Origin of the sequence: Micrococcus sp. KRD012 (assembly GCF_017168555.1) — a bacterium.
GTDB classification, from domain to species: Bacteria; Actinomycetota; Actinomycetes; order Actinomycetales; family Micrococcaceae; genus Micrococcus; species Micrococcus luteus.
Map to the genome: position 1 here is coordinate 184,874 of NZ_JABFBB010000024.1, position 21,494 is coordinate 206,367.

Consider the following 21,494-nt stretch of genomic DNA (forward strand, 5'->3'; position numbering starts at 1 on the left):
GGCGGGGTGGAGTGGGGCATGGTGTCTCCCTGGTATGACGGGCACAGGGGGTCGCGAGCGACCACGATGTGAGACGAAGATGCGTGCCAGGTTAAGCCTCGTCGCGCCGATCTGCGAGAGTCACATCCCCGTCGTCCACCATGTGGAACCAGCCCACGACGCCGGCGCTCCCCGCCGTCGTCGCCGGCGGCTCACTCCGCGTCGGCGATGGTGGCGATCACCGTACCGGCCGTGACCGTCTGGCCCGGCTCGACCTCGAGCCCGCTGACGACGCCCGCGCGGTGGGCCGTGAGCGGCTGCTCCATCTTCATGGCCTCCACGACCACGATCAGGTCGCCCTCGGCCACGGTCTGGCCGTTCTCGGCGGCGACCTTCACCACGGTGCCCTGCATCGGGGCGGTCAGCGCGTCCGTGCTGACGGCCGCGGCCACCGGCGCGCCGCGCTTGCCGCGGGGCCGGCGTCGTCCCGCACCGGCCCGCTGGGCGGCGCCGGAGATCGTGTGCAGGGCCTCGCCCCACGTGGGCAGGGTGACGTCCACGCGCTTGCCGTTGACCTCCACGGTCACGGTGTGGCGCGCCTCGCGGGGGGCCGGCTCGGCCGGGGTGAGGGCGCTCGGCTCGATGCGGTTCGCGAACTCCGTCTCGATCCACCGGGTGTGCACCGAGAACGGCTCCTCCGAGCCGGCGATCTCGGGGGCGAAGGCGGGGTCGCGCACCACGGCGCGGTGGAAGGGCAGCACCGAGGGCATGCCGACGATCTCGGCCTCGCGCAGGGCGCGGGCGGCGCGCTGCAGGGCCTGGCGGCGGTCCGCGCCGGTGACGATCAGCTTGGCGACCATGGAGTCGAAGGCCCCGGACACGGTCTCGCCCTCCACCACGCCGGTGTCCACACGGACGCCGGGGCCGCTGGGCATGCGGAACGTGGTGAGCCGGCCGGGGGCGGGCAGGAAGTTGCGGCCCGGGTCCTCGCCGTTGAGGCGGAACTCGATCGAGTGGCCGCGGGGCTGCGGGTCCGTGTAGCCGAGGGCCTCGCCGCGGGCCAGGCGGAACTGCTCGCGCACGAGGTCGATGCCGGTGATCTCCTCGGAGACCGGGTGCTCCACCTGCAGGCGCGTGTTCACCTCGAGGAAGGAGATGGTGCCGTCCTGACCCACGAGGAACTCGCACGTGCCCGCACCGACGTAGCCGGCCTCCTGCAGGATCGCCTTGGAGGACTCCACGAGGCGGGCGTTCTGCTCGTCCGTGAGGAACGGCGCCGGGGCCTCCTCCACGAGCTTCTGGTTGCGGCGCTGCAGCGAGCAGTCGCGGGTGGAGATCACGACGACGTCGCCGTGCACGTCCGCCAGGCACTGCGTCTCCACGTGGCGCGGCTTGTCCAGGAAGCGCTCCACGAAGCACTCGCCCCGGCCGAACGCGGCCACGGCCTCACGGACCGCGGACTCGTAGAACTCGGGGATCTCCTCGCGCGTGCGGGCCACCTTGATGCCGCGGCCGCCGCCGCCGTAGGCCGCCTTGATGGCCACCGGCAGGCCGAACTCGTCCGCGAACGCGACGACCTCCTCCGTGCCGGTCACGGGGGAGGTGGTGCCCGGCGCCAGCGGGGCGCCGACCTTGGTGGCCAGCTGGCGGGCCGAGACCTTGTCGCCCAGCCGGTCGATCGCCTCGGCGGGCGGGCCGATCCACACGAGGCCGGCGTCGGCCACGGCGCGCGCGAAGTCCGCGTTCTCGGAGAGGAAGCCGTAGCCGGGGTGCACGGCGTCCGCGCCCGCGCGCTCGGCGGCGTCGAGGATCTTGCCGATCACCAGATAGGAGTCGGCGGCGGTCTCCCCGCCGAGGGCCACGGCCTCGTCCGCGAGCGTCACGTGCAGGGCGTCCCGGTCCGGCTCGGCGTAGACGGCCACGGAGGTCAGCCCCTCGTCCTGGCAGGCCCGGATGATGCGCACGGCGATCTCGCCGCGGTTGGCGATCAGCACCCGGGAGAACCGGCGCTCTGCCGCGGGGTCGACGGGCGGGACGACCGAGGCCTGCGGTGCGTCGGCGATGCTCATGGGCGATGGACTCCTCGGACGATCACGACTGGGGGTGCGGGCGCCACGTCCGGGGTCGTGCCCCTCACCCGCTGGGGCGAAGGGCGCGGGACGGCGCCGACTCTGACCAGCACCCTACTCGTTGTGGCGGAACCCTCCGAGGCACGCGGCCCTGTCGCGCCGGATCAGCGCTGCGCGTTGGAGGGTTCCCACAACCGGGTGAAGTCCTGGCCCAGGGCCGCCGCGGCCCGCCGCAGCCATGCCACGGACAGTCCGATCACCGCGTTGGGATCTCCGTCCACGCCGTCCACGAGGGCCGCGCCCGCGCCGTCCACCGTGAACGCGCCCGCGCAGTGCAGCGGCTCGCCCGTGGCCACGTAGGCCTGGATCTCGGCCTCGGTGACGGCGCCGAAGCGCACGACGGCGGACACCACGCCCGCCTCCGCGGCCATCCCGGACCCGACCCCGGGCTCCGGCAGCACCAGGCCCAGCCAGTGGCCCGAGTGCAGCACACCCTCCCGGCCGGCCTGGGCGCGCCAGCGCTCGACGGCGACCTCGGGCTCGTACGGCTTGCCGTGGGCGCGGCCCTCGAACTCGAACACGGAGTCGCAGCCGAGCACGAGCGTGGGGGCCTCGACGCCGGCGGCCGCCACCCGGGCGGCCACGTCGCGGCCCTTGGCCTCCGCCAGCAGGCCCGCCAGTTCCGCCGGCGACGGGTCGCCCGCCGCCGCGCCCACGGCCGCCTCGTCCACCCCCGAGACGACGACGCGGAACGGCACCCGCGCCCGGGTCAGGACCTCCGCCCGGCCGGGGGAGGCCGAGCCGAGCACCAGCCGCAGGCCCGTGCCGGGGCCGGCCGCGCCGTCGTCGTGCGGGATCACGCGAGCGCCTCCCGCAGGGTGTCCAGGCCCATGCCGCCCAGGCGCAGGGCCCGCGTGTGGAAGGCCTTGAGGTCGAAGTCGGCGCCCTCGGCCTGCTCGTGCTCGGCGCGGATCTGCTCCCAGATGCGCTGGCCCACCTTGTACGCCGGCGCCTGCCCCGGCCAGCCGAGGTAGCGCGTGAACTCGAAGCGGCGCTGGCCCTCGGAGATCCTCAAGTGCTTGGCCAGGAACGCGTAGCCCTTCTCCGGGGTCCACGCGCCGCCGCCCTCGGACTCGGGGGCGTCGAAGCCGCAGTGGTAGCCGATGTCGAACACCACTCGGGCCGCGCGCATGCGCTGCATGTCCAGCATGCCGAGGTGGTCGCCCGGGTCGTCGAGGAAGCCGAGCTCCTCCATGAGCTTCTCCGCGTACAGCGCCCAGCCCTCGCCGTGGCCGGACGTCCAGCAGAAGCTGCGGCGCCACAGGTTGAGGTTCTCCCGGTTCATCATGGCGGTGGCGATCTGCAGGTGATGGCCCGGCACGCCCTCGTGGTAGACCGTGGTGGTCTCCGCCCACGTGGTGAACTCGTCCTCGCCCGGGGGCACGGACCACCACATGCGGCCGGGCCGGGAGAAGTCGTCCGAGGGGCCGGTGTAGTAGATGCCGCCCTCCTGGGTGGGGGCGATCATGCACTCGAGCCGGTCCATCGGGGCCGGGATCTCGAAGTGCTCCTTCATGGCCTCGACCGCGTCGTCGGAGAGCCGCTGCATCCATGTGCGCAGGGCCTCGGTGCCCTTCAGGGTGCGCTCCGGGTCCGCGTCCAGGATCGCGCGCGCCTCCTCGATCGTGGCGCCCGGCCGGATGCGCTCGGCGTCCGCCTGCTGCGCGGCGATGATGCGGGCCAGCTCCTCCTGGCCCCAGCGGTAGGTCTCCTCGAGGTCGATCTCGGCGCCGAGGAAGACGCGGGAGGCCAGCCGGTAGTAGTCGATCCCGACGCCGTCCGCCTCCGGGGCGTGCGGGCGCAGCTCGGCCTCGAGCGTGTCCGCGAAGTCGCGGTAGGCCTGCGCTGCGGTGTCCGCGCCGGAGCGGATGCGGGCGGCCAGGGCGTCGTCCACGACGTCGGCCGCCTCGGCCCGCTCGTTCAGGCCCGGGAAGAACCCGCCCGCGGCGCCGTGGGCGCGGGCCTGTTCCACCACGATGTCCACCTGGCGCACCGCGGCCACGTGGCCGGCGTCGCGGGAGTCGAGCAGGGACTCCGTGTAGCCGCGCAGGGCGGCCGGCAGGTTCTCGAGGCGGCCGGCGATGTGGCCCCACTGCTCCGCGGTGTCCGTGGGCATGAGATCGAAGACCGCGCGGATGCCCTGGGCGGGGGAGGCGATGTTGTTCAGCTCGGTGCGGCCGGTCGCGTGGATCTCCCGCTCGAGGCCGATGCGCTCGCGGAGGGCGGCGATCGTGACTCGGTCGATGTCATCCGCGGGTTCGACGCCATCGAGGGCGGCGAGGGTGTCCCGGTTGAGCTCATCCAGGGCACGGGCCCCGGCGGGGGAGTAGTCGCCGTACTCGGTTTCGTGGCCGGCGAGGCCGAGGGTGGTGGCCTCCTCCGGGTGGAGCTCGAGGTAGCGGGCGACGTGGCGCTCGGCCAGATCGTCCACGGCGGTGGGGGTGCGCGTACCGATGGCGGGGGCAGGTGAGGTCTGGGTCATAGGAGCGATGGTACGGCTGCAGGCACTGCGCGCCGCAGAAGCGAACTACACTCCGAGGCGCAGGACGGCAGGGACATTCTTCGTGTCGTCGGATCGGTACCCGATGGAGAAGGACGTTGATCGCAGTGGAGAAGGCAACAGGTCCGGGAGGCCGGAGCGGCGGCCCATTCCCCCTCGCCATCGCACACGACTACCTGACACAGAGGGGCGGAGCCGAGCGTGTGGTGCTCTCGCTCCACCGCCGCTGGCCGGACGCGCCCATCTACACCACCTTCTACGACCCGGAGGGCACCTTCCCCGAGTTCAAGGACGCGCACATCATCACGCCGTCCGTGAATCGTGTGGGCCTTCTGCGGTCGGACCCCCGTCGCGCCCTGCCGCTCCTGCCGTTCATCTCCTCCCGCATCCAGGTGAAGGAGCCGGTGGCCGTGGTCTCCTCGTCCGGATGGGCGCACGGGTTCCGCTACTCAGGCTCCACTCTGGTGTACTGCCACACCCCCGCGCGGTGGGTGTACCTCCTGGAGGACTACCTCGGCGCGGAGCGTTCCCGCTCGCTCAAGGCCCTGGCGGCACGCGGCCTCCGCCCCGCGCTGAAGATCTGGGACCGAGCTGCGGTACGACGCCGGACTCGATACCTGGCGAATTCGTCCGTGGTGCGAGAGAGGATCGGCGCCACCTACGGCATGGACGTCCCCACCGTGTTCCCCCCGCACACCATCTCAACGGGATCAGACCAAAGTCCCATCCCGGAAGCCGAGCGGTTCATAGCCGAGGGGTTCGTCTTGTCGGTCGCCCGGCTGATGCCGTACAAGCATGTCGATGTGGCCGTCGAGGCTGCGTCGCGGGCCGGGAAGAACCTCTTGATCGTGGGCAAGGGGCCCGAGGAGGAACGCCTTCGTGCCATGGCTGGACCGACCGTGGTCTTCGCCCACGATGTGTCGGATGCCCAGTTGAGCTGGGCCTACGCCCACGCCACTGCACTCATCGCCATCAGTCACGAGGACTTCGGCATCACTCCCTTGGAAGCCAGCGGCTGGGGGGTGCCCACGGTCGCCTTGCGCGCCGGGGGATACCTCGACACGATCGTCGAAGGGCTGAACGGGGTCTTCGTGGATGCCCCCCGGGTGGAAGCCGTCGCGGACGGGATCAGCCGGGCTGCAGAGCATGAGTGGGACCGCGAGGCGATGCGCCGTCACGCGGACCTGTTCTCAGAACAGCGCTTCCACGCCGAGATCGAGGCGCACGTGGAGTCTCTGGTCCCCTCTGGGCTGGATGACGTCGGTCAGCGGCACGGATGATCCTGTACCGTCACTCCTCAGCCGCGGGACAATTCCTCGTCCAAGACCTGTGACACGGTGAGAGCTGACGCGCGCCAGGAGAACCGTTCGGCATTGATGCGGCCCCGCGCGACCAGCGAGGTGCGCAGCTGCTCGTCCCGATCCACGCGTGCCAGCGCACGGACCATCGAGTCCACGTCCCGGGGTCCGAAGTAGAGGGCGGAGTCGCCCAGCACCTCGGGAAGGCTGGCGGCGTCCGAGCTGATCACCGGGACGCCATGCGCCTGCGCCTCCAGGGGTGGGATCCCGAAGCCCTCGTACAGGGAGGGGAAGACGAAGGCCTTGGCGCCGGCGTAGATCCTCCGGAGCTCCTTGTCCGACACGCGGCCCAGGTAGTCGATGCCGTCCACGGCCACGGGGTCGATTCCGGTGCCGGAGAACACCGAGGAGACGCTGTTGCCCACTAGGACGAGACGCGTCGGCGAGCCGCTGTCCGCGCGATATCGCCCGTAGGCCTCGATCAGTCGGGCGACGTTCTTGTGGAGGTTGTGGGAGGAGACGGAAAGGAAGTACTCGGAGCCCACGCCCTCCCATGGGTCCTCGTGTCCCTTCTGACAGGGGGCGGGGGCAGAGCCGGCATTGGGAACCACCTCGATCTTCGAGGCGTCGATCCTGAAGTGGTCGGCGATGTCCGCGCGAGAATGCTGCGAGACCGTCAGAATCCGCCTGCTGGTGGCCAACATGCGCGGTGCTATCAAGCCGTAGGCCATCCGGAACCGACGCGAGTAGCTCTCCGGATATCGCACGTAGGTGATGTCGTGATGGGTGCTGATCTTCTTCTCATAGAGGGCGGGGTTGGTGTTGGTGAGGCCCAGAAGGAGTGGAGATCCCTGACGGCGGAGCGCGAGCGGCAGCTCGCTCTGCTCCCATGCATGACCGGTCAGACGCCCCACCTGGCGAATGTCCGCACCGGACAGCGGACCGTCCTTCCGCGCGCTCGTCCCCCGGGGGGCGACGAGTTCGATGTCGTTCCTCATGGCCATCAGCTCGGCCGTGATGTTCTCCGCAAACCGTTGCACCCCGGAGACCGGCTGAGCGAGGAACCGTGCGTTGAGGACGATCAAGAGTGTGCTCCTGGACTTGGGCCCGGCCAACATCTGTGCTGGCGAGCCGCCTGGATGGAATCGGGCGTGAAGAGCGTGCGGCTGTTCGGTCCAGCATGGGGATCTGACGGGGACCGGGCCGCTCTCCGAGTGTATGCGGCCCCGCCGCGTGCGCATGAAACCGCTCAGGGCGTGGTGCGCGCTGCTCCCTCAGAAGACCTGCAGTCCGGACTGATCGACTTTCCAGGGCTGAAGCGCTCTAGGTTTCGTTCCGAGGTTAGGACGCAACGGGCGCTGAGTCCTGGTCGTGAGTGTAGGCGGCCTCGACCTCCGCGGGAGTGCGATAGCCGAGGGCCTCGTGGAGGCGTGCGGTGTTCCACCAGTGCACCCACCCCATGGTGGCCAGCTCGACCGCTTCGACGGACTGAAGCGCCCTGGGTCTGATGTACACTCCCGCTATTTGATTCCGACCAGCTGTTCGCGGTCGGCTTCGACAGCATAGAACGTGTCCTCGAACTCGGCGGGTGGGACGTCGCCGAGGTAGCCGTGGAGGCGTTGCGTGTTGTGCCAGTGCACCCACCCGAGGGTCGCGAGCTCGAGGTCCTCGACCGTTCGCCAGGGGCCTGGCCGTGCGGGTCCGCGGACGAGTTCAGCCTTGTAATAGCCGTTCACGGTCTCGGCCAGGGCGTTGTCATAGCTGTCCCCGACGGTCCCGATCGACGGTGTCGCTCCGATCTCGGCGAGGCGTTCGCCGTAGCGAATGGAGGTGAATTGAGACCCCGCGTCGCTGTGGCAGCGCAGGTCCTCGTGGCCAGTGCCGCGGGACCAGCGGGCCATCTCGATCGCGTCGAGGACCATCTCGGTGCGCATGTGCGACGCGCACCGCCACCCCACGATCATCCTGCTGAACGCGTCGACAATGAAGCAGACGTACGCGACGCCGGCCCACGTCGGCACGAACGTCAGGTCGGTGACCCAGAGTCGGTTCGGGGCAGGCGCGGTGAACCCCCGCTCCACGAGGTCCGGGTGCCGCGTCGACGCCGGGTGCGGCCGGGTGGTCTTGACCCTCTTCGACCGTCGCGCACCCTCGATGCCTGCTGCGCGCATCAGCCGGGCGGTCTGGTCTCGGCCGATCATGATCCCCGCCCGGCGGGCGGCTTTCCAGAGCTTGCGGACCCCATAGACGCGGTAGTTGGTCTCCCAGAGCTCGACCAGCTGCGGGATCAGCTCCTCGTCCCGCGCCGCCCGAGCCGAGGGGGCACGGGTCTTGGCTGCGTAGTAGCTGCTCGGAGCCACCTGCAGCAGCCTGCAGATGAGCTCGACTCCGAGCCGGCGACCGTCGACCAGGTCATCCATGTTCGCGTCGATGAACGCGACTACTTCCGGTAGTGGCGGTCGAGCTCCGCCCCGAAGAAAGACGCGGCACGCTTGAGGACCTCATTGGCCCGTCGCAACTCCCGGACCTCCTGCTCCAGCTCACGCATCCGCTGCGCCTCAGCACTGCTCACACCAGTGGTGACGCCCTCGTCGATGTCGGCCTGCTTGACCCACATCCGCACGGACTCGACCCCGTATCCAAGCTGCGTCGCGACCCGCTGCACAGTCCCATGCTCGGTTCCCAGCTCGGCCCGCAGCGTCCGGACCATCCGGACCGCCGCGGCCTTCTCTTCCGGCGAATACCGACGCGTCGTCGGCTTCCCCACTGTCTGCTCTTTCGGCATAACTCCATCCTCGTTCCCAAGGTCAGGAGTCTCCATCAGACCCAGGGCGCTTCAGTCTCGAGCGTCCCGTGACTTCGGTGTGAAGGGCCGCAATCGCCTCAGTGAGTCTGTGAGCGGTTCGGGTGTCTGCGAAGTCCTGGGCCCGGAGCATTCCGTGTTCACCGAGTCGGAGGCGGAAGTGAGGATCGCGTGCTGCCAGGAGGATGGAGCGTGCCAGGCCGGCGGTGTCGCGCGAAGGGTATACCAGGCCGTTCTCGCCGTGGCGCACCACATCGCACGGGCCGCCTTCGTCCGGCACGATCACCAGTGCCCCCCTGCTCATTGCCTGGACGACTACTTGCCCGAACGGCTCGGGGAGGACAGAGGAGAGGACGAGGCAGTCCGCCTGGTCGAGCTTGGAGTTCACGTCCGAGATGTGCCCATGGAATCGCACGGTCGGGGAGACTCGCCTCGCAGTCTCCTTGAGCTGCTGGATGTATTCGGGGTCGCTCATGACGTTTCCGCCGTAGAGATCGATCTCGATGTGGATGTTGTGATGCAGGAGTTCTTGCTGCGCGCGATCTGCGGCCTCCAGCAGATGCTGCTGTCCCTTCCAGGGATCGAATCGGCTGAGGCTGACGATCGAGAAGATCCGTCCACCGTTCGCCGTGTGCCGTGTGGGCCGCACGGCACAGCCACTCTCCCGTCCCTGGATGCCGGACACGGGAAATGCCACTTCGATGGGTCGATGCTGGATCTCTCGTGGCCGACTGTCCTTCGTCCAGATGCTGTTCGCGATGAACCCGTCGAAGTGTCGGTAGTACAGGTTCGTCATGACCTTGTTCCGCACGAGCCCCATGGACTGAGCCGATAGGTCTGTGCGCATGTAGTACAAGCTCACGGCGTCCGTAGTGGGGATGAGCGGCGCATACGCCTTAGCCGCGGCTGCGCTGTTCGCGAGGATGACATCGGGCTCAAACCCTCGAATGGCGGCCCGAAGCCACCGCTGGGAGGTGAAGAGGTCGCGTCGCGCGACGAAGTCTGAATCGGCGCGCCACACCGCGACGGGAACGCCCGTTCGTCGCACCCTGTCCACCGTCGGCCCTCCTGTGAGGAAGGCGACGCCGTGCTGCCCGTTCGGGGACTGCTCGAGGTATCTGCAGAGCCCCAGCTGTCCTCCCCCGGGGACGCCGGTGTGGTCGAGGTGAAGGATGCGCAGAGGAAAAGCGTTAGTCAAGAGTCGCCTCCAGAGATGTAGTGACCGATGGCAGTTCGAGGCGGTCCGATGCGTCAGTCTTCGAGCAGGACCTGAGTTATGAGCGGGACGTTGTCCTCGGCGGCGGCTCACCCACGGGGAGGTGGCGGCCTGTCCAGTGGGCTGCCCATCCCGCACAGGTACCGAGGTAGATCTGCCTGCTCCCACAGGTGACCGGAGAGCCGGCCTACCCAGGTGAAGGGCGCGTCCGCGAGTGGACCATCGGGGCGGGGGCGTGCTCCCGAGGGGGCCGGCAGGGTCACATCCGTCCGCTGCTTGAGCAGGGGGCCGAGATGGATTCCGCGAAGCGCTGCATTCCGGACGTGGGCCGGGTGATAAAACGAGCTTTGATGAAAAGCATGGGCACCTTTTCGCTTGAGGTAGAGCCGTAAGAGCTCGTCACATGGGTGTGGGTCATAGTGAGGGCCGCAGGCGACGCCACGGCAGCAGAAGCCGGCGCCGCCGGTCGACCCGTCAGCGAATGTCCCTGTTACGCACCGAATGCCGCTTGAGGATCGCGCTGTCGGTGATCCGCGCCCGGAACGCGCATCGGGCCGCGGACATGGAACGCTGGCTTCTGCGCGCGAGAACCGCCGCCGTCAGAACCTCATCGTAGAGGTCCGTCGCATCCTCCCATTGGCGACGGCTCAGGTCCGGTCTGCCTGGCGGCGGCGGTGAGTCTATAGCGGCGGACAGATCCTCGGGGGTCAGCGGGTGGTCGAAGAGCTTCACCCACTCCTCACCCACGGACTCGGCCAGAGATTCGGACGAGGGAGTCCGCGGGACGAGCACAGGGCGCCCGGCGCTCAAGGCGAGCAGGGCCACGCCTGAGTTGTAGAAGGTCTTGTAGGGTAGCACCACGCAACTCGCGGAGCGCACGATAGTCCACAGATCGGTGTTGCTGAGCAGCCTCACGTCAAGGTCGACACCCGGTGCGCGACCGGCAACTCCAGCCAGCTCGGCAGCATACTCCTCGTCTGTTGCGGGCCCCGCGATCTTCAGGGAGATGTCCGGTCGGCCAAGCCGGTCGACGACGTCGATCAGCAATTCGAGCCCTTTGTATCGGCGTAGGCCTCCTACGACCGCGAAGCGGCCTTCCACCGGCTCTACGCCGGCGGCGGACGGCGGTGCATCGTAGACCCCATGCAGAATCACGGCTCCGTAATCCATCCGATTCTCGGGCGACTCGTTGAGATAAATCCACCCCACTGTGGCGCCGTCGAGGAGCTTGAGGAGAAGTCGGTCACGGGTGCTGGAACCCTGATGCGCTACCTGGTTGTGCACGGTCTGGATGACAGGGGTGCGCTGCAGCCGGACCTTCAAGAAGAACGCGAGAGGAAGAGCGCTACGGACCGCTCCTCGAAGGCCCTTTCCTGCAACGAGGTACTCGGGCCACTGGACATGCAGGACGTCATAGCGCGAGAAGAGCGCCCTCGCCCAGGAGAAGGACGCTAGGGCATGGCGGCTACCGACGGACTTCCAGTACGCATTCACGAAGTCGTTCGGGTCGTTCGACTGGAACGCGATCGAACTAAGGACCTTCACCTTCACTTAACCTTCCATAGGTCGTTGGGGAATGCCTTCAGGAGGTTCGCAGGAGTCCATTGGCTGAGACGGGAGCCCTCCTGCTTGGCGAATGCCAGGGCATTTCTGCGTGCACCGTCGATACTCGTCGCTGGAGTCACCGGATCGATGCCCAGGCCGAGATAATAGTCCTGGTACTTGAAGGGGGGCTCATGGGAAGTGCTCATTGGCCAGCAGGGTATACCGAGTGCATCTGCGATCACCTGCCCATGCAGCGACGAGCCAACGACCACGTCGCACGCCGCGATGCGTCCGATGACGGCTGCCGGGGAGTCCAGAGGGTCGATGAATCCCTCGTGTCCGCGGTACAAATTGCGCTCATTGAAGTTCGGGACGACGCCCACGCGCGTGGTCGCGACCTCCGCCTTTGCAATCCCGTACTGGGCGGGTGCCAACAAGCCTGGATCCCCGAACGGGACGTGTCCGATCTCCACGCCAGCAGACAGGAGAACTTCCTTGGTCTTCGGCCCACGCAGAGCACGGACGTCCAGGGGGCTGGGGTACGGGAAATTGCGCTCCGTTTTGCCGTTGATGCCTGAACCCCAGACGACGTCGCCCGGTTTCGCGAAGTGCAGGACCGAGCCGACGACGAAGAGCGTCGCGCCGTTCTCGTTCGCATCCTTGGCTGCACCCGATACGATTGACATGCTGTCAAGCATGCCAGCGACAATATCGGGGCCGAGGAGATCGCCGAAGTTGTTGAGCCGGGGGCCGACGCGCTTTCCGAGCAACGGAATGCGAATTCGTCCTGGATTCCATGAGTATACGTCTACTCCGCGAACCACGGTCATTGAACAGCCTCTCATCGAGCGAAAATGGAGCGAAAATCCTGCCTCAAAGTACCAGACAAAGTCGCGACGATGGCGAAGGCGGTACAGTAGAAGAGTGTGACCCCGAGGATGATCAAGAAGTCACTAGCAAGGAAGCGAATCAGGTACCGGTGGACCAGAATGCCCGCGGAACACAGGGCGACGTGGATAGCCATGGGTAGGAGGAGCGCCCGGACTAGAGCTGGAACGTCAAGGCCGGTCCGGCGCATCGGAAGCGTGGACAAGAGTATCCAGTGCAAGAGGAGTCCGGCGCTGACCGCAGCCGCCACCCACACTGGGCCGAAGGGTGCCGCCACACAGATCAAGACTATTTGGAGGGAGCGGCTCAGGATCGACGCCCGCAGTTGCACGCCGGTCTTGGCGCGTACCAGGAACGCCCAGTAGTATACATAGCCTGCGCACTGGAAGATCCCTCCGATCACCAGGATCTGAAATGGCTGGACGACTGGGTCCCATCCTGGTCCGAGGGCGAGGTAGATGATTTCCTCGGCGCTGATCAGGAGGACAGCAAAGACGATTCCCAACGTGCTCGCAATGAGCCTCTGGGCGCGTACGAGGACGTGGTTCAGCCATGTGACGTCCGCTTGCCGTCTTGACAGGATGGGGAGCGCGACCTTGGTGAGCGGGGTCAGCAATAGCTGCAGCGGCTGTCGGAACAGCTGGATAGCGCGCGAGTAGATGCCAAGATCGGCGGTCGCCCAGAAGCGAGATCCAGCGAAGGTGTCCATATTGTTGCTGCCGTAGGTCAGTGCCTGAAGGCCTAGGGTGTCGAAGCCGAAGCGGTAAAGGCGGCCCATCGGAGCGCGCGACGGTAGATAGAGGCGCCATGGAAGGGCGCCGAGTACGATGCAAAGGAGCTGGACGGCCGCCACCGCGACGAGCTGGAGGACCAGAGACCAGTGCCCGAACCCGGACAAGGCCAGCGTGATCGCCAGCGCGAGGCCTGCCATCTGAGCGGTGACCTCCGCAATGGCGATCCTTGAGAACTGCAGAGCGCGTGTCCGCTGAGCCGCGATCTGGGAGTACGCGGCCTGGAGCGGAAGTGCCCAGCAGGCCACCCTGAGGGACTCTGTGACATGAGCATCCCCGGAGAACGATCCCAAGGGTCCAGATAGTCCATAGGCAATTCCGGCGAGCACGCCGCCCACGGCCACATTGGTCCAGAGCAGGTTCGATGCCTGCCGGTCTGTGAGATCTGCTGCCTGGATCGCTGCGGCGCTCAGCCCGGATTCTCCGAGAAGGTAGCCGAACCCGACCACCATTGTGACCAGGGCTGCCGTGCCGAAGTCGTCGGGCACGAGGATTCTGGCAAGCAGCAACGTCGTCGTAAGCTGGGCGATGAAGCGGACCCACTGGGAGGCCAGGAGTAGACCTGCACCACGGCGGAGTCCACTGCCGCCCTGGCGGTCCTTTGGCGACGGGTGTCCGTCGTCTGCGGATGACGGCGACTCATCCATGGTTGGCCGTTCCTGGGTCAGATGTGGGCAGGGGGAACGTGGTGCGATGCGCAGGGGGAGGAACCACCTGCGACGGAGAGCGCGCCTGGAGAGCGTGGAGTGCAGTTGGTAGCTGAGGGGCCGAGAGCCTCCTTCGGGTTGCCCATAGCGACCTATACTCCGCGCTGACGCCGGCAGCCTGGATTCCACATACCAACATCCAGAGCGTCAGATAGCCTCCAGACAACATCCCCCATCCGGTCAGGGTGACCGCGAGGGTTGCGGGGATGGAGAAGACGGTGCTCAGACTCCACGGGAGCCTCCGGCTCACAAGGATGTTGAGGATCGCGCGAAGCCACAGGAGTGCCAGGGGGGTGAATAGAAGGATGGCGGCCGGAATGCCGAACTCCGCTGCGGCGAGCAGGAACGTGTTGTGAACGGGGTATCCCGTTGCGGTCCACGGGTCCCACTGCCCGACGACCGCAATGTACGAGTTTACCCCGGTGCCGGTAAACGGTGTCAGGGCAAACTGCTCCCATACGGCGCGCTCAAGGTTCTGTCGCTCACCGCCCTCCGGGTCCTCGAGGAAGCGGCGAACGATGTCCTCGTAGAACGACAGTGCCGCGAGCACGCCCGCTGTCAGGATAAAAAATCGCGTCCGCAGACGCAGCATGCGGGGGGCGAGCAAGACCCACAGGCCTACGAGCACGACGACGGCGAAGATATTCGCGCGGCTTACCGTCAGGCCGGCGACGGCGAAGGCCAGGGCGACGTTTGTTAGCGCCAGCCGTCGCATGCGAGCGGCGGGGGACACCATGAACGGAAGGCTGATGAAAGTGAACAGGACGGAGAGCTTGCTGAGGTTGGCCGGATGCCCCAAGGTGCCCACCCCTCGGCCGGATTCCTCGATCGACCGGGTCCTCTCGTTGATGCCAGTGAGCCACGTCGGCTGGTCAACGCCGGCGATCTGCGCGATAGTGAGAAGCATCTGCATCGTGAGGATCACAGCGGTAGTGACGAGGATCAGATGGGCAGAACCGCTTCGGGAATCAACACTGAGAACGTGACTGCGGCCGACAGCCCAGGCGCCCAGGCCTGCGGCAACGACGAGCACCCCGCTCCAATGGTGTGGTCGATTGCCCCACAGTGTGATCGTCAAGATCACCAGCGCGACGAAGAAGACGGCGTGGGGAAAGGCAATGCGCAGACGCGTCCGCTGCAGGGGGACGATAACGGCCGCGGTGGCGACGGCGAGGACGTAGGTGGTGATTTGGAGGTTGCCGGGGGCGATGTCAGGGAGCGGGTTGGACGTCTCGCCGCCACTCCATACCTGACGGGGAAAGACTGCGCACGCAATCACGATGGGGAGGAATGTGTAGAATGCGCGCATCTTCTGCGTGCTAATTACCGCGACCGCAGCCACGTAGAAGCACAGCGCGACAGATACGAGCATGAGTGTCATGTGTGACCTCCAAGTCTAGGGGTCTACCACCGAGACAGTGGTACGAGGGGTGCTCTCTTATGGGTGGGGTGCGTTACCGTCGGCGGTGTCGTGCCCGGTGGAGGCGCTCGATGGCGTGCATGATTTGTTCGGCCGTCGATGTGTCGGTGAAGACCTGTGAACGTGCGAGACCAGCTTGGGCGGTCCCATGTGGCATGCTCCTTGTCTGATACTGCGCCCCCGAGTCGTTCGGCCAGAACGGCGGCGTCACGGAGCGGATACGTCAGCCCGTCGATGTCGGGAGTGATCTCATCGCTGGGGCCGCCTTCATTGGGGACGATCGTGAGAGCCCCTCGGGACATTGCCTGGACAATCATCTGACAGGAGGGCTTGGGTTCGTCTGAACTCAGCACCAGGCAGTTTGAGCGATCCAGGTGCGAGTTGACGTCGGGCACGTGTCCATGGAAGGACACCTTGGGGGTCACCCCTTGAGCGAATCCATGGAGCTCTCGCGAATACTCCTTGTTGCCCAGGACGTCGCCACCGAAGAGGTCGACAGTGCTGCTGATCTGTTTGGCCTCCAGCGCCTTCTGGGTCGGATTCGCGGCTTGAAGCGGTTGAATGTGGCCCTTGCCGGGCTCGAACTGACCCAGGGAGACGATCCTGAAGATCCTGTTCCCACGCTCATCGTGCTCGAGAGGACGGTCGGCGGTCGCGCCGGCGTCGTTGGTGACGCCGGACACTGGGTAGGCGACCTCCATGGGGTGGCCCTGCAAATGCAGGGAGCGATTGTCGCGAGCCCACGTACTGTTCGCTAGGAAAGCATCAAGGTGCCGGTGGAGGAGGCTGTCCATGACGAGGCTCGTGAACCGGTCGTTGGACGTCGTGGAAGGCGAGCTACGCATGTAGTAAAGAGCCATGGCCGTCGTGAACAGAAGAATGGGAGCGAAGGCCTTGGCCGTTGCCGCGCTCTTCGCCAGGATGACGTACGGCGAGAAAGATGCGACGACCTGACGTAACCACCGCTGCGACGTGGAGAGGTCCCTACGCGCCAGGAATGCGGCGTCCGGCAGGCGGGTCTGCACCTGGATTCCCGTCCGCTGGATGCGGTCCACCATGGCCCCTCCTGTGAGGAATGCGACCGCGTGAACGCCCCTAGGCGCATTCTCGATGAAGCGAGCCAAGCCCAGCTGCCCACCTCCCGGCACGGCGGTGTGGTCGAGGTGGAGAACGCGGAGCTCAGAGGTTTCGGACATTGCTGAGTGTGCTGTCATCTTCATGTGAGGGCTCCTCATGCTCTGCGCTCCCTGTCTATTTGGGGCATGGTTCGCAGACTCCTGCGGAATTCTCGATATGATCTCAGTGCAGCGGGGGATGATCGAACGAACTGCGCAAAGCGCCGATAACGTCGGCGTGCCAGGGTCACGACCGACGCGTCGGTGAGCTCAAGGTCGTCGGCGGCCATAGCTTGACTAGACGGGACAGCGGCACGGATTGCGAGCGCAGGCTTGAGGTGCCACGGGGCTCGCTGGATGGCGTCGAGCCAGAGTACCGCCGGGTGATCCTGGCGCTGGTAGAGCATCCACTCGCGGCTCGGTGCTGAAGTATCTGTCGGAATGAGGCCTCGAGAGTACTCGGCGGTGAAAGGTGCCATCTCGGGCCCGCAGCACATCTCTTTGATGCGAATTCCGAGTTCCGTCAGCTCAGTGTCACTCATGCTGTCCGAGAGGTAGGCCAGTATCGAATCAGCCTGATGCTCCCAGGGCGAGCGGACGGTGTTGAGCGCCAGGAGGAGAGCGTGGTCCACTCGGTGAGGGATCGTCACGCTCCAGTGCGCCAGGGTCACCTCGACGGAGCGTCGGTGGAGGGCCTCGAAGGCTTCCTCAGCGGGAACTCCGAAGCCAGGGATTCTGCGATGGATGTCAATGTCGATCGGCCAGCGAGGGTGGTACAGCGTGACCGCGTGGTCCAGCGCAACTCCCACATGGCCGACGGGGCGCTGGCTCCATCCGGTTGAGCGCAAGAAAGCTAATAGGCGATCGCGATCTTTGGGCGCCAGGAGAATGTCCACGTCGCTAGATTGTTTAGGCGGACGTAGTCCTTGAATATGCGCCCCCTCTCCCTTGAGGAAGAGGACGTCGACGCCGAGTCGATCGCATTCCCTCTGGAGGATTGCATGAGCGAGTTCCGAGGCGGACTGCCTTGGGAGCAATTCCTCCGGCAACGATCCCTGGGGAGCGAGTCGCTCCGGGGTGTCTGCTTCTTCAGTGTGCAAGTCGGCCCCTCACTGTTGGAAGGACTCGTCGTAGTAGTAGCTCTTGCCGTAATACTGATAGGAGCTGGCCTCTGCGCCGGTGGTGGGAATACGGTTCAACACGACCCCCAGTACGTCGCCGTCGATACTCTTGACGGTGGATACGGCCTTATTGAGCTCATCGGCGGTGGTCTCGCCGGCTCCAACGACGACGAGACACCCGTCGAATCGACGTGCCAGGATCGCTGCGTCGGTGACTGGAAGAAGCGGCGGCGCGTCGATGATCACGAGCGCCTCCCGTGCAAGATCCAGAACCATGTCACGGAAGCGGTCTGACCCGAGGATTTCTGAGGGGTTGGGCGGGATTTTCCCGGCGCCCAGCACCGTTAACGACGGCAGCGCAGGAATGTACTGCATGACGTCGACGACCGCAGCATGGCCGACCATGATGTCTGTGACGCCGACCCCTTCCACGAGGCCGAAGGTCTTGGCGAGCACCGGGCGCCGGAGATCTGCGTCGATGATGACTATGGGCTTGCCCGTCTGCGCCATGGTGACAGCGAGGTTGCTCGCCACCGATGACTTGCCCTCACCGGGATGAGAAGAAGTAATGGTGATAATCCGAGGCGCATTGTCCGGGCGGAGGAACTCGATGTTAGTGCGTAGCTCCTTGAATGCTTCGGTCACGTGGAAGCTGGGGCGCTCGTTCCCGACGGTGACAGGGCCAGCATCGCCGAATTCGACCAAAATGCGCGTATGTCGCGACTCGCGGTCCTTTTTCCGGAGCCGCGCTCTTCTCTTAGTGCGTCCGACGAGAGGGATGGTGCCGAGGACGGACAGCCCGAAGTCGTCCTTGAGCACCGAGACTGACCGGATCTTGTTGTCCAGCAGATGGCGCACTGCGGCCACAATAAGCCCCGCTACAAGGCCAACGAGGGCGCCGAGAGCAAGCACCAGGGGGATGTTCGGCCACGATGGAGATGCGGGACGGGTTGCATCGGAGAGAACCATGATCGACACAATGGTCGAGGCTGTGGGCCCTCCATTGGTCTGCCCCTCCAGGCTCTGGACGCGATCGGCCAGAGCCTGGGTCCACGCTGCCGCGAGCTCCTGCGCATGGGCCGGATCAAGGGCCTCCGCGGTGATAGTCAGAATGGGGCTTTCGCGCATTGACACGACATTTGTCGCCGCCATGGCGGCCTCGTTCGACAGGGGGAAGGACAGCCCTGCCGTGGCAGCCTCGGCTACAGCACGAGAATTGCCGAGCTCTACATACTGCTGGGCCTTCGACTTGGCGAGGTTGTCCGCAGTGAGTGCGATCCCGATGGACTCTCCTCCTGCGACAGATACCAAGGCCGATGTGGTCGACGTGTAGCGGGGGGTCTGGGCGATGCTCCAGAGGGCGGCCAGGAGGATTCCGACCATCGTGCCCACGACAATCGACTTCCATCGCCGGCGGAGGAAGCGGACGGTCTCCTTCGCAATGACAGACGGCGAAGGCTCGACCTCATTCTGGTGAGAAATTGTCACGCTGGTCCTTCAACTCGAGAGGGGGAGTCGTGGTGGCGACCACCCCAGTCCTTGCGCCGCCGACCACGCTGCCAAACACGGCACGTTGCATGAATCTTATCAGGGAGGACAAAGCAGTCGATCGTACCTGTCCAGATGATCGACAAGCCCACCGCCAGGGGCCGTGCCGCCCGACTTGGTAGCACCGGAAGTCGACTCAGGTGGGATGTGCCAAACCGAGCTCGATGAGGAGGTGCACGTGGCGGCTGACGTCGGATTTCAGATCGGCGTCCGACCCGTCATGGGTGGCAGCCATTGCATCACACAATTCATCGAGGGTCCTGGGGACAGCGAGCTCTTGCCATATCCACAAGGTAGGAGGGTGAAGGGCAAGCGCCCCTTTCGGTGAGGGTGCGATCAGGACAGAACCCGACGGGGTGTCCACCCATGGGTGCGGAGATGCGACGAAGCGGGTGCGGCCGAGGATGGCGTTTGTGCTCATCGCCACCCCCCGGTTCGCCGCCACTGGTCCTGGCCGGGGCGGGCCCACAGGCCCAGGTCCCCGCGGCGCACGAGGGTGCGGTCTGGGCGGCGCATGCGGCCGTGCCGACCGGTCTGCGGGACCTCGGTGCCGCCCCGGGCCCGCATCTGGGCGAGAATCGCGGTGAGGGCGGCCATCTCCTCGGGCTCGAGCTGGGCGCCGTCCAGGCGCACGCCCTCGTTCTCCTCGTGCTCCCCGTCCTGGCGCGGGGCGTGCTCGGGGGCGCTCACAGCGGCATGTTCCCATGCTTCTTGGCGGGGCGGGCCTCGCGCTTGTGGTAGGTGGCGCGCAGCGCGCGCACCAGGTGGCCGCGGGTGGCGTGCGGGGGCACCACGGCGTCCACGTAGCCCAGCTCGGCGGCCTGGTAGGGGTTGAGCAGCTCGGCCTCGTAGTCGGCCACGATCTCGGCCCGCCGCGCGTCGACGTCGCCCCCCGCCTCCGCCGTCGCCTTCAGGTCACGCCGGTACAGGATGTTGACGGCGCCCTGGGCGCCCATCACACCGATCTGGGCCGAGGGCCACGCCAGGTTCAGGTCCGCGCCGAGCTTCTTGGAGCCCATCACGATGTACGCGCCGCCGAAGGCCTTGCGCGTGATCACGGTCAGCTTCGGCACGGTGGCCTCGGCGTAGGCGTAGATCAGTTTGGCGCCGCGGCGGATGATGCCGTTGAACTCCTGGTCCGTGCCGGGCAGGAACCCGGGCACGTCCACGAGGGTGATGATCGGGATGTTGAACGCGTCGCAGAAGCGCACGAACCGCGCGGCCTTCTCCGAGGCGGCGATGTCCAGGGTGCCCGCGAACTGCATCGGCTGGTTCGCGACGACACCCACGCTCATGCCGTCCAGGCGGGCCAGGCCGGTGATCACGTTGGGCGCGTACAGCTCCTGCAGCTGCAGCAGGTGGCCCTCGTCCACGATCGAGGCGATGACCTCGAGCATGTCGTAGGGCTGGTGGGCGGAGTCCGGGACGATCTCGTCCAGCGCCTCGTCCTCCGACGTGAGCTCGAGGGGGGCCGGCTCGAACGCGGGGGCCTCGGCCAGGTTGTTCGAGGGCAGGAACTCCAGCAGGTCCTGCACGTAGGCGATCGCGTCCTCCTCCGAGGAGGCCATGTAGTGGGCGGTGCCGGAGGTGGAATTGTGCGAGCGGGCGCCGCCGAGGGTCTCCATGTCCACGTCCTCGCCCGTGACGGTCTTGATCACGTCCGGGCCGGTGATGAACATGTGCGAGGTCTGGTCCACCATCACCACGACGTCCGTCAGCGCCGGCGAATAGGCCGCGCCGCCGGCGGAGGGTCCCATGATCAGCGAGATCTGCGGGATCATGCCCGAGGCCAGGACGTTGTTCCGGAAGATGTCCGCGAACTGCGCGAGGGAGGCCACGCCCTCCTGGATGCGCGCGCCGCCGCCGTCGAGGATGCCGATCACGGGGCAGCCGTTGCGCGCGGCGAACTCCTGGACCTTCACGATCTTCTGGCCGTTGCGCTCGGACAGCGAGCCGCCGAACACGGTGAAGTCCTGGGAGTAGACGGCCACCTGGCGCCCGTCCACGGTGCCGAAGCCGGACACCAGGCCGTCGCCGGCCGGGTGCTTGGCGTCCATGCCGAACGCGGTGGTGCGGTGCACGGCCAGCGCGTCCAGCTCCACGAAGGAGCCCTCGTCCAGGAGGAGGTCGATCCGCTCGCGCGCGGTGTGCTTGCCGCGCGCGTGCTGGCGCTCGACGGCGTCCGGGCCGCCGGGCGCGGCCGTCGCCTCGAGCCGCCGATGCAGGTCGGCCAGCCGGCCGGCCGTGGTGGTCAGATCGGGATCGGTCACACGTCCTCCTTGTGGTGGTCCGCCAGATGCGGAGGCTCAATCGGCCAGTGTACGGGCCGCCGCGGACGCCCTCGGTTGGAGGAAGCCCACAAGCGGCGAGGACGTCGGCCCGGGCCGCCCCTCCGCGCGCCCCGGCGGCGGCCCGTACACTGGCCGATTGAGCC

18 protein-coding genes and 1 other annotated feature are annotated in these 21,494 nt (G+C 66.9%); of the genes, 1 reads left to right on the forward strand and 17 read right to left on the reverse strand.

All coding sequences use genetic code 11. From position 1 onward, the window contains the following. Nucleotides 1-191 precede the first annotated feature (191 nt). From J1M37_RS10775 to J1M37_RS10785, 3 genes are all read right to left on the reverse strand, one after another. A complete protein-coding gene (locus J1M37_RS10775) occupies nucleotides 192-2,048 on the reverse strand; it encodes an acetyl/propionyl/methylcrotonyl-CoA carboxylase subunit alpha (protein ID WP_206452627.1) in 1,857 nt (618 codons plus the stop codon). 164 nt (nucleotides 2,049-2,212) lie between these two features. Continuing rightward, nucleotides 2,213-2,908, reverse strand: a complete 696-nt coding sequence (locus J1M37_RS10780; RefSeq protein WP_206452628.1) for a Maf family protein — start codon at nucleotides 2,906-2,908, stop codon at nucleotides 2,213-2,215. Next, nucleotides 2,905-4,590, reverse strand: coding sequence for a DUF885 domain-containing protein (locus J1M37_RS10785; protein WP_206452629.1), 1,686 nt, complete (start codon nucleotides 4,588-4,590; stop codon nucleotides 2,905-2,907). The genes J1M37_RS10780 and J1M37_RS10785 overlap by 4 nt, the downstream gene beginning before the upstream one ends. A gap of 125 nt (nucleotides 4,591-4,715) precedes the next feature. Between J1M37_RS10785 and J1M37_RS10790 the strand changes: the two genes are divergently transcribed. After that, nucleotides 4,716-5,888: a glycosyltransferase gene (locus J1M37_RS10790; RefSeq protein ID WP_206452646.1), complete on the forward strand. Its 1,173-nt coding sequence runs from the start codon at nucleotides 4,716-4,718 to the stop codon at nucleotides 5,886-5,888. 17 nt (nucleotides 5,889-5,905) lie between these two features. On the opposite strand, the gene J1M37_RS10795 is transcribed toward J1M37_RS10790, so the two are convergent. From J1M37_RS10795 to J1M37_RS10855, 14 genes are all read right to left on the reverse strand, one after another. After that, nucleotides 5,906-6,991, reverse strand: coding sequence for a glycosyltransferase family 4 protein (locus J1M37_RS10795; RefSeq protein ID WP_206452630.1), 1,086 nt, complete (start codon nucleotides 6,989-6,991; stop codon nucleotides 5,906-5,908). A 256-nt stretch (nucleotides 6,992-7,247) separates the two neighbouring features. Beyond that, nucleotides 7,248-7,421 (reverse strand): integrase core domain-containing protein, encoded by a 174-nt coding sequence (locus J1M37_RS10800; RefSeq protein WP_416374380.1) that lies wholly within the window; start codon nucleotides 7,419-7,421, stop codon nucleotides 7,248-7,250. A gap of 5 nt (nucleotides 7,422-7,426) precedes the next feature. Continuing rightward, a protein-coding gene (locus J1M37_RS10805; protein ID WP_241251031.1) for an IS3 family transposase occupies nucleotides 7,427-8,691 on the reverse strand; the annotation gives its coding sequence in 2 pieces (ribosomal slippage) (nucleotides 7,427-8,388 and nucleotides 8,388-8,691; 1,266 coding nt in all). Continuing rightward, nucleotides 8,258-8,392, reverse strand: a sequence feature (AL1L pseudoknot). (Overlaps the previous gene by 135 nt.) Nucleotides 8,692-8,713: 22 nt before the next feature. Beyond that, nucleotides 8,714-9,907 carry a glycosyltransferase family 4 protein gene (locus J1M37_RS10810; RefSeq protein ID WP_206452631.1) on the reverse strand — a complete coding sequence of 398 codons (1,194 nt, stop codon included), beginning with the start codon at nucleotides 9,905-9,907 and terminating at the stop codon, nucleotides 8,714-8,716. A gap of 492 nt (nucleotides 9,908-10,399) precedes the next feature. Beyond that, the gene (locus J1M37_RS11750) at nucleotides 10,400-11,476 is read right to left on the reverse strand and encodes a glycosyltransferase (RefSeq protein WP_206452632.1); all 1,077 of its coding nucleotides are present in this window, start codon (nucleotides 11,474-11,476) and stop codon (nucleotides 10,400-10,402) included. Next, complete coding sequence (locus J1M37_RS10820; protein ID WP_206452633.1) at nucleotides 11,473-12,300, reverse strand: polysaccharide pyruvyl transferase family protein; 828 nt, start codon at nucleotides 12,298-12,300, stop codon at nucleotides 11,473-11,475. Before J1M37_RS10820 ends, J1M37_RS11750 begins: the two co-directional genes overlap by 4 nt. An 11-nt stretch (nucleotides 12,301-12,311) precedes the next feature. Further along, nucleotides 12,312-13,796, reverse strand: coding sequence for a lipopolysaccharide biosynthesis protein (locus tag J1M37_RS10825; protein ID WP_206452634.1), 1,485 nt, complete (start codon nucleotides 13,794-13,796; stop codon nucleotides 12,312-12,314). After that, nucleotides 13,789-15,237, reverse strand: coding sequence for an O-antigen ligase family protein (locus J1M37_RS10830; protein WP_206452635.1), 1,449 nt, complete (start codon nucleotides 15,235-15,237; stop codon nucleotides 13,789-13,791). The genes J1M37_RS10825 and J1M37_RS10830 overlap by 8 nt, the downstream gene beginning before the upstream one ends. 23 nt (nucleotides 15,238-15,260) lie before the next feature. Next, nucleotides 15,261-16,496 carry a glycosyltransferase gene (locus J1M37_RS10835; RefSeq protein WP_206452636.1) on the reverse strand — a complete coding sequence of 412 codons (1,236 nt, stop codon included), beginning with the start codon at nucleotides 16,494-16,496 and terminating at the stop codon, nucleotides 15,261-15,263. A gap of 11 nt (nucleotides 16,497-16,507) precedes the next feature. Continuing rightward, nucleotides 16,508-17,491, reverse strand: coding sequence for a nucleotidyltransferase family protein (locus tag J1M37_RS10840; protein WP_206452637.1), 984 nt, complete (start codon nucleotides 17,489-17,491; stop codon nucleotides 16,508-16,510). Between the two features lie 9 nt (nucleotides 17,492-17,500). Beyond that, complete coding sequence (locus J1M37_RS10845; RefSeq protein WP_206452638.1) at nucleotides 17,501-19,000, reverse strand: polysaccharide biosynthesis tyrosine autokinase; 1,500 nt, start codon at nucleotides 18,998-19,000, stop codon at nucleotides 17,501-17,503. A 196-nt stretch (nucleotides 19,001-19,196) separates the two neighbouring features. Next, a complete protein-coding gene (locus tag J1M37_RS11800; protein WP_416374381.1) occupies nucleotides 19,197-19,481 on the reverse strand; it encodes a PqqD family protein in 285 nt (94 codons plus the stop codon). Next, nucleotides 19,478-19,750: a hypothetical protein gene (locus J1M37_RS10850; RefSeq protein ID WP_206452639.1), complete on the reverse strand. Its 273-nt coding sequence runs from the start codon at nucleotides 19,748-19,750 to the stop codon at nucleotides 19,478-19,480. Before J1M37_RS10850 ends, J1M37_RS11800 begins: the two co-directional genes overlap by 4 nt. Further along, on the reverse strand, nucleotides 19,747-21,330 hold the full coding sequence (locus J1M37_RS10855; protein ID WP_206452640.1) for an acyl-CoA carboxylase subunit beta: 1,584 nt from the start codon (nucleotides 21,328-21,330) through the stop codon (nucleotides 19,747-19,749). The genes J1M37_RS10850 and J1M37_RS10855 overlap by 4 nt, the downstream gene beginning before the upstream one ends. Between the last annotated feature and the right edge of the window lie 164 nt (nucleotides 21,331-21,494).

Bases quoted from the DNA above. Each gene is read 5' to 3' on its own strand.
- J1M37_RS10825 (WP_206452634.1), bottom strand. From the start codon at position 13,796: ATGGATGAGTCGCCGTCATCCGCAGACGACGGACACCCGTCGCCAAAG.
- J1M37_RS10775 (WP_206452627.1), bottom strand. From the start codon at position 2,048: ATGAGCATCGCCGACGCACCGCAGGCCTCGGTCGTCCCGCCCGTCGAC.
- J1M37_RS10835 (WP_206452636.1), bottom strand. From the start codon at position 16,496: ATGAAGATGACAGCACACTCAGCAATGTCCGAAACCTCTGAGCTCCGC.
- J1M37_RS11800 (WP_416374381.1), bottom strand. From the start codon at position 19,481: ATGAGCACAAACGCCATCCTCGGCCGCACCCGCTTCGTCGCATCTCCG.
- J1M37_RS10820 (WP_206452633.1), bottom strand. From the start codon at position 12,300: ATGACCGTGGTTCGCGGAGTAGACGTATACTCATGGAATCCAGGACGA.
- J1M37_RS10830 (WP_206452635.1), bottom strand. From the start codon at position 15,237: ATGACACTCATGCTCGTATCTGTCGCGCTGTGCTTCTACGTGGCTGCG.
- J1M37_RS10785 (WP_206452629.1), bottom strand. From the start codon at position 4,590: ATGACCCAGACCTCACCTGCCCCCGCCATCGGTACGCGCACCCCCACC.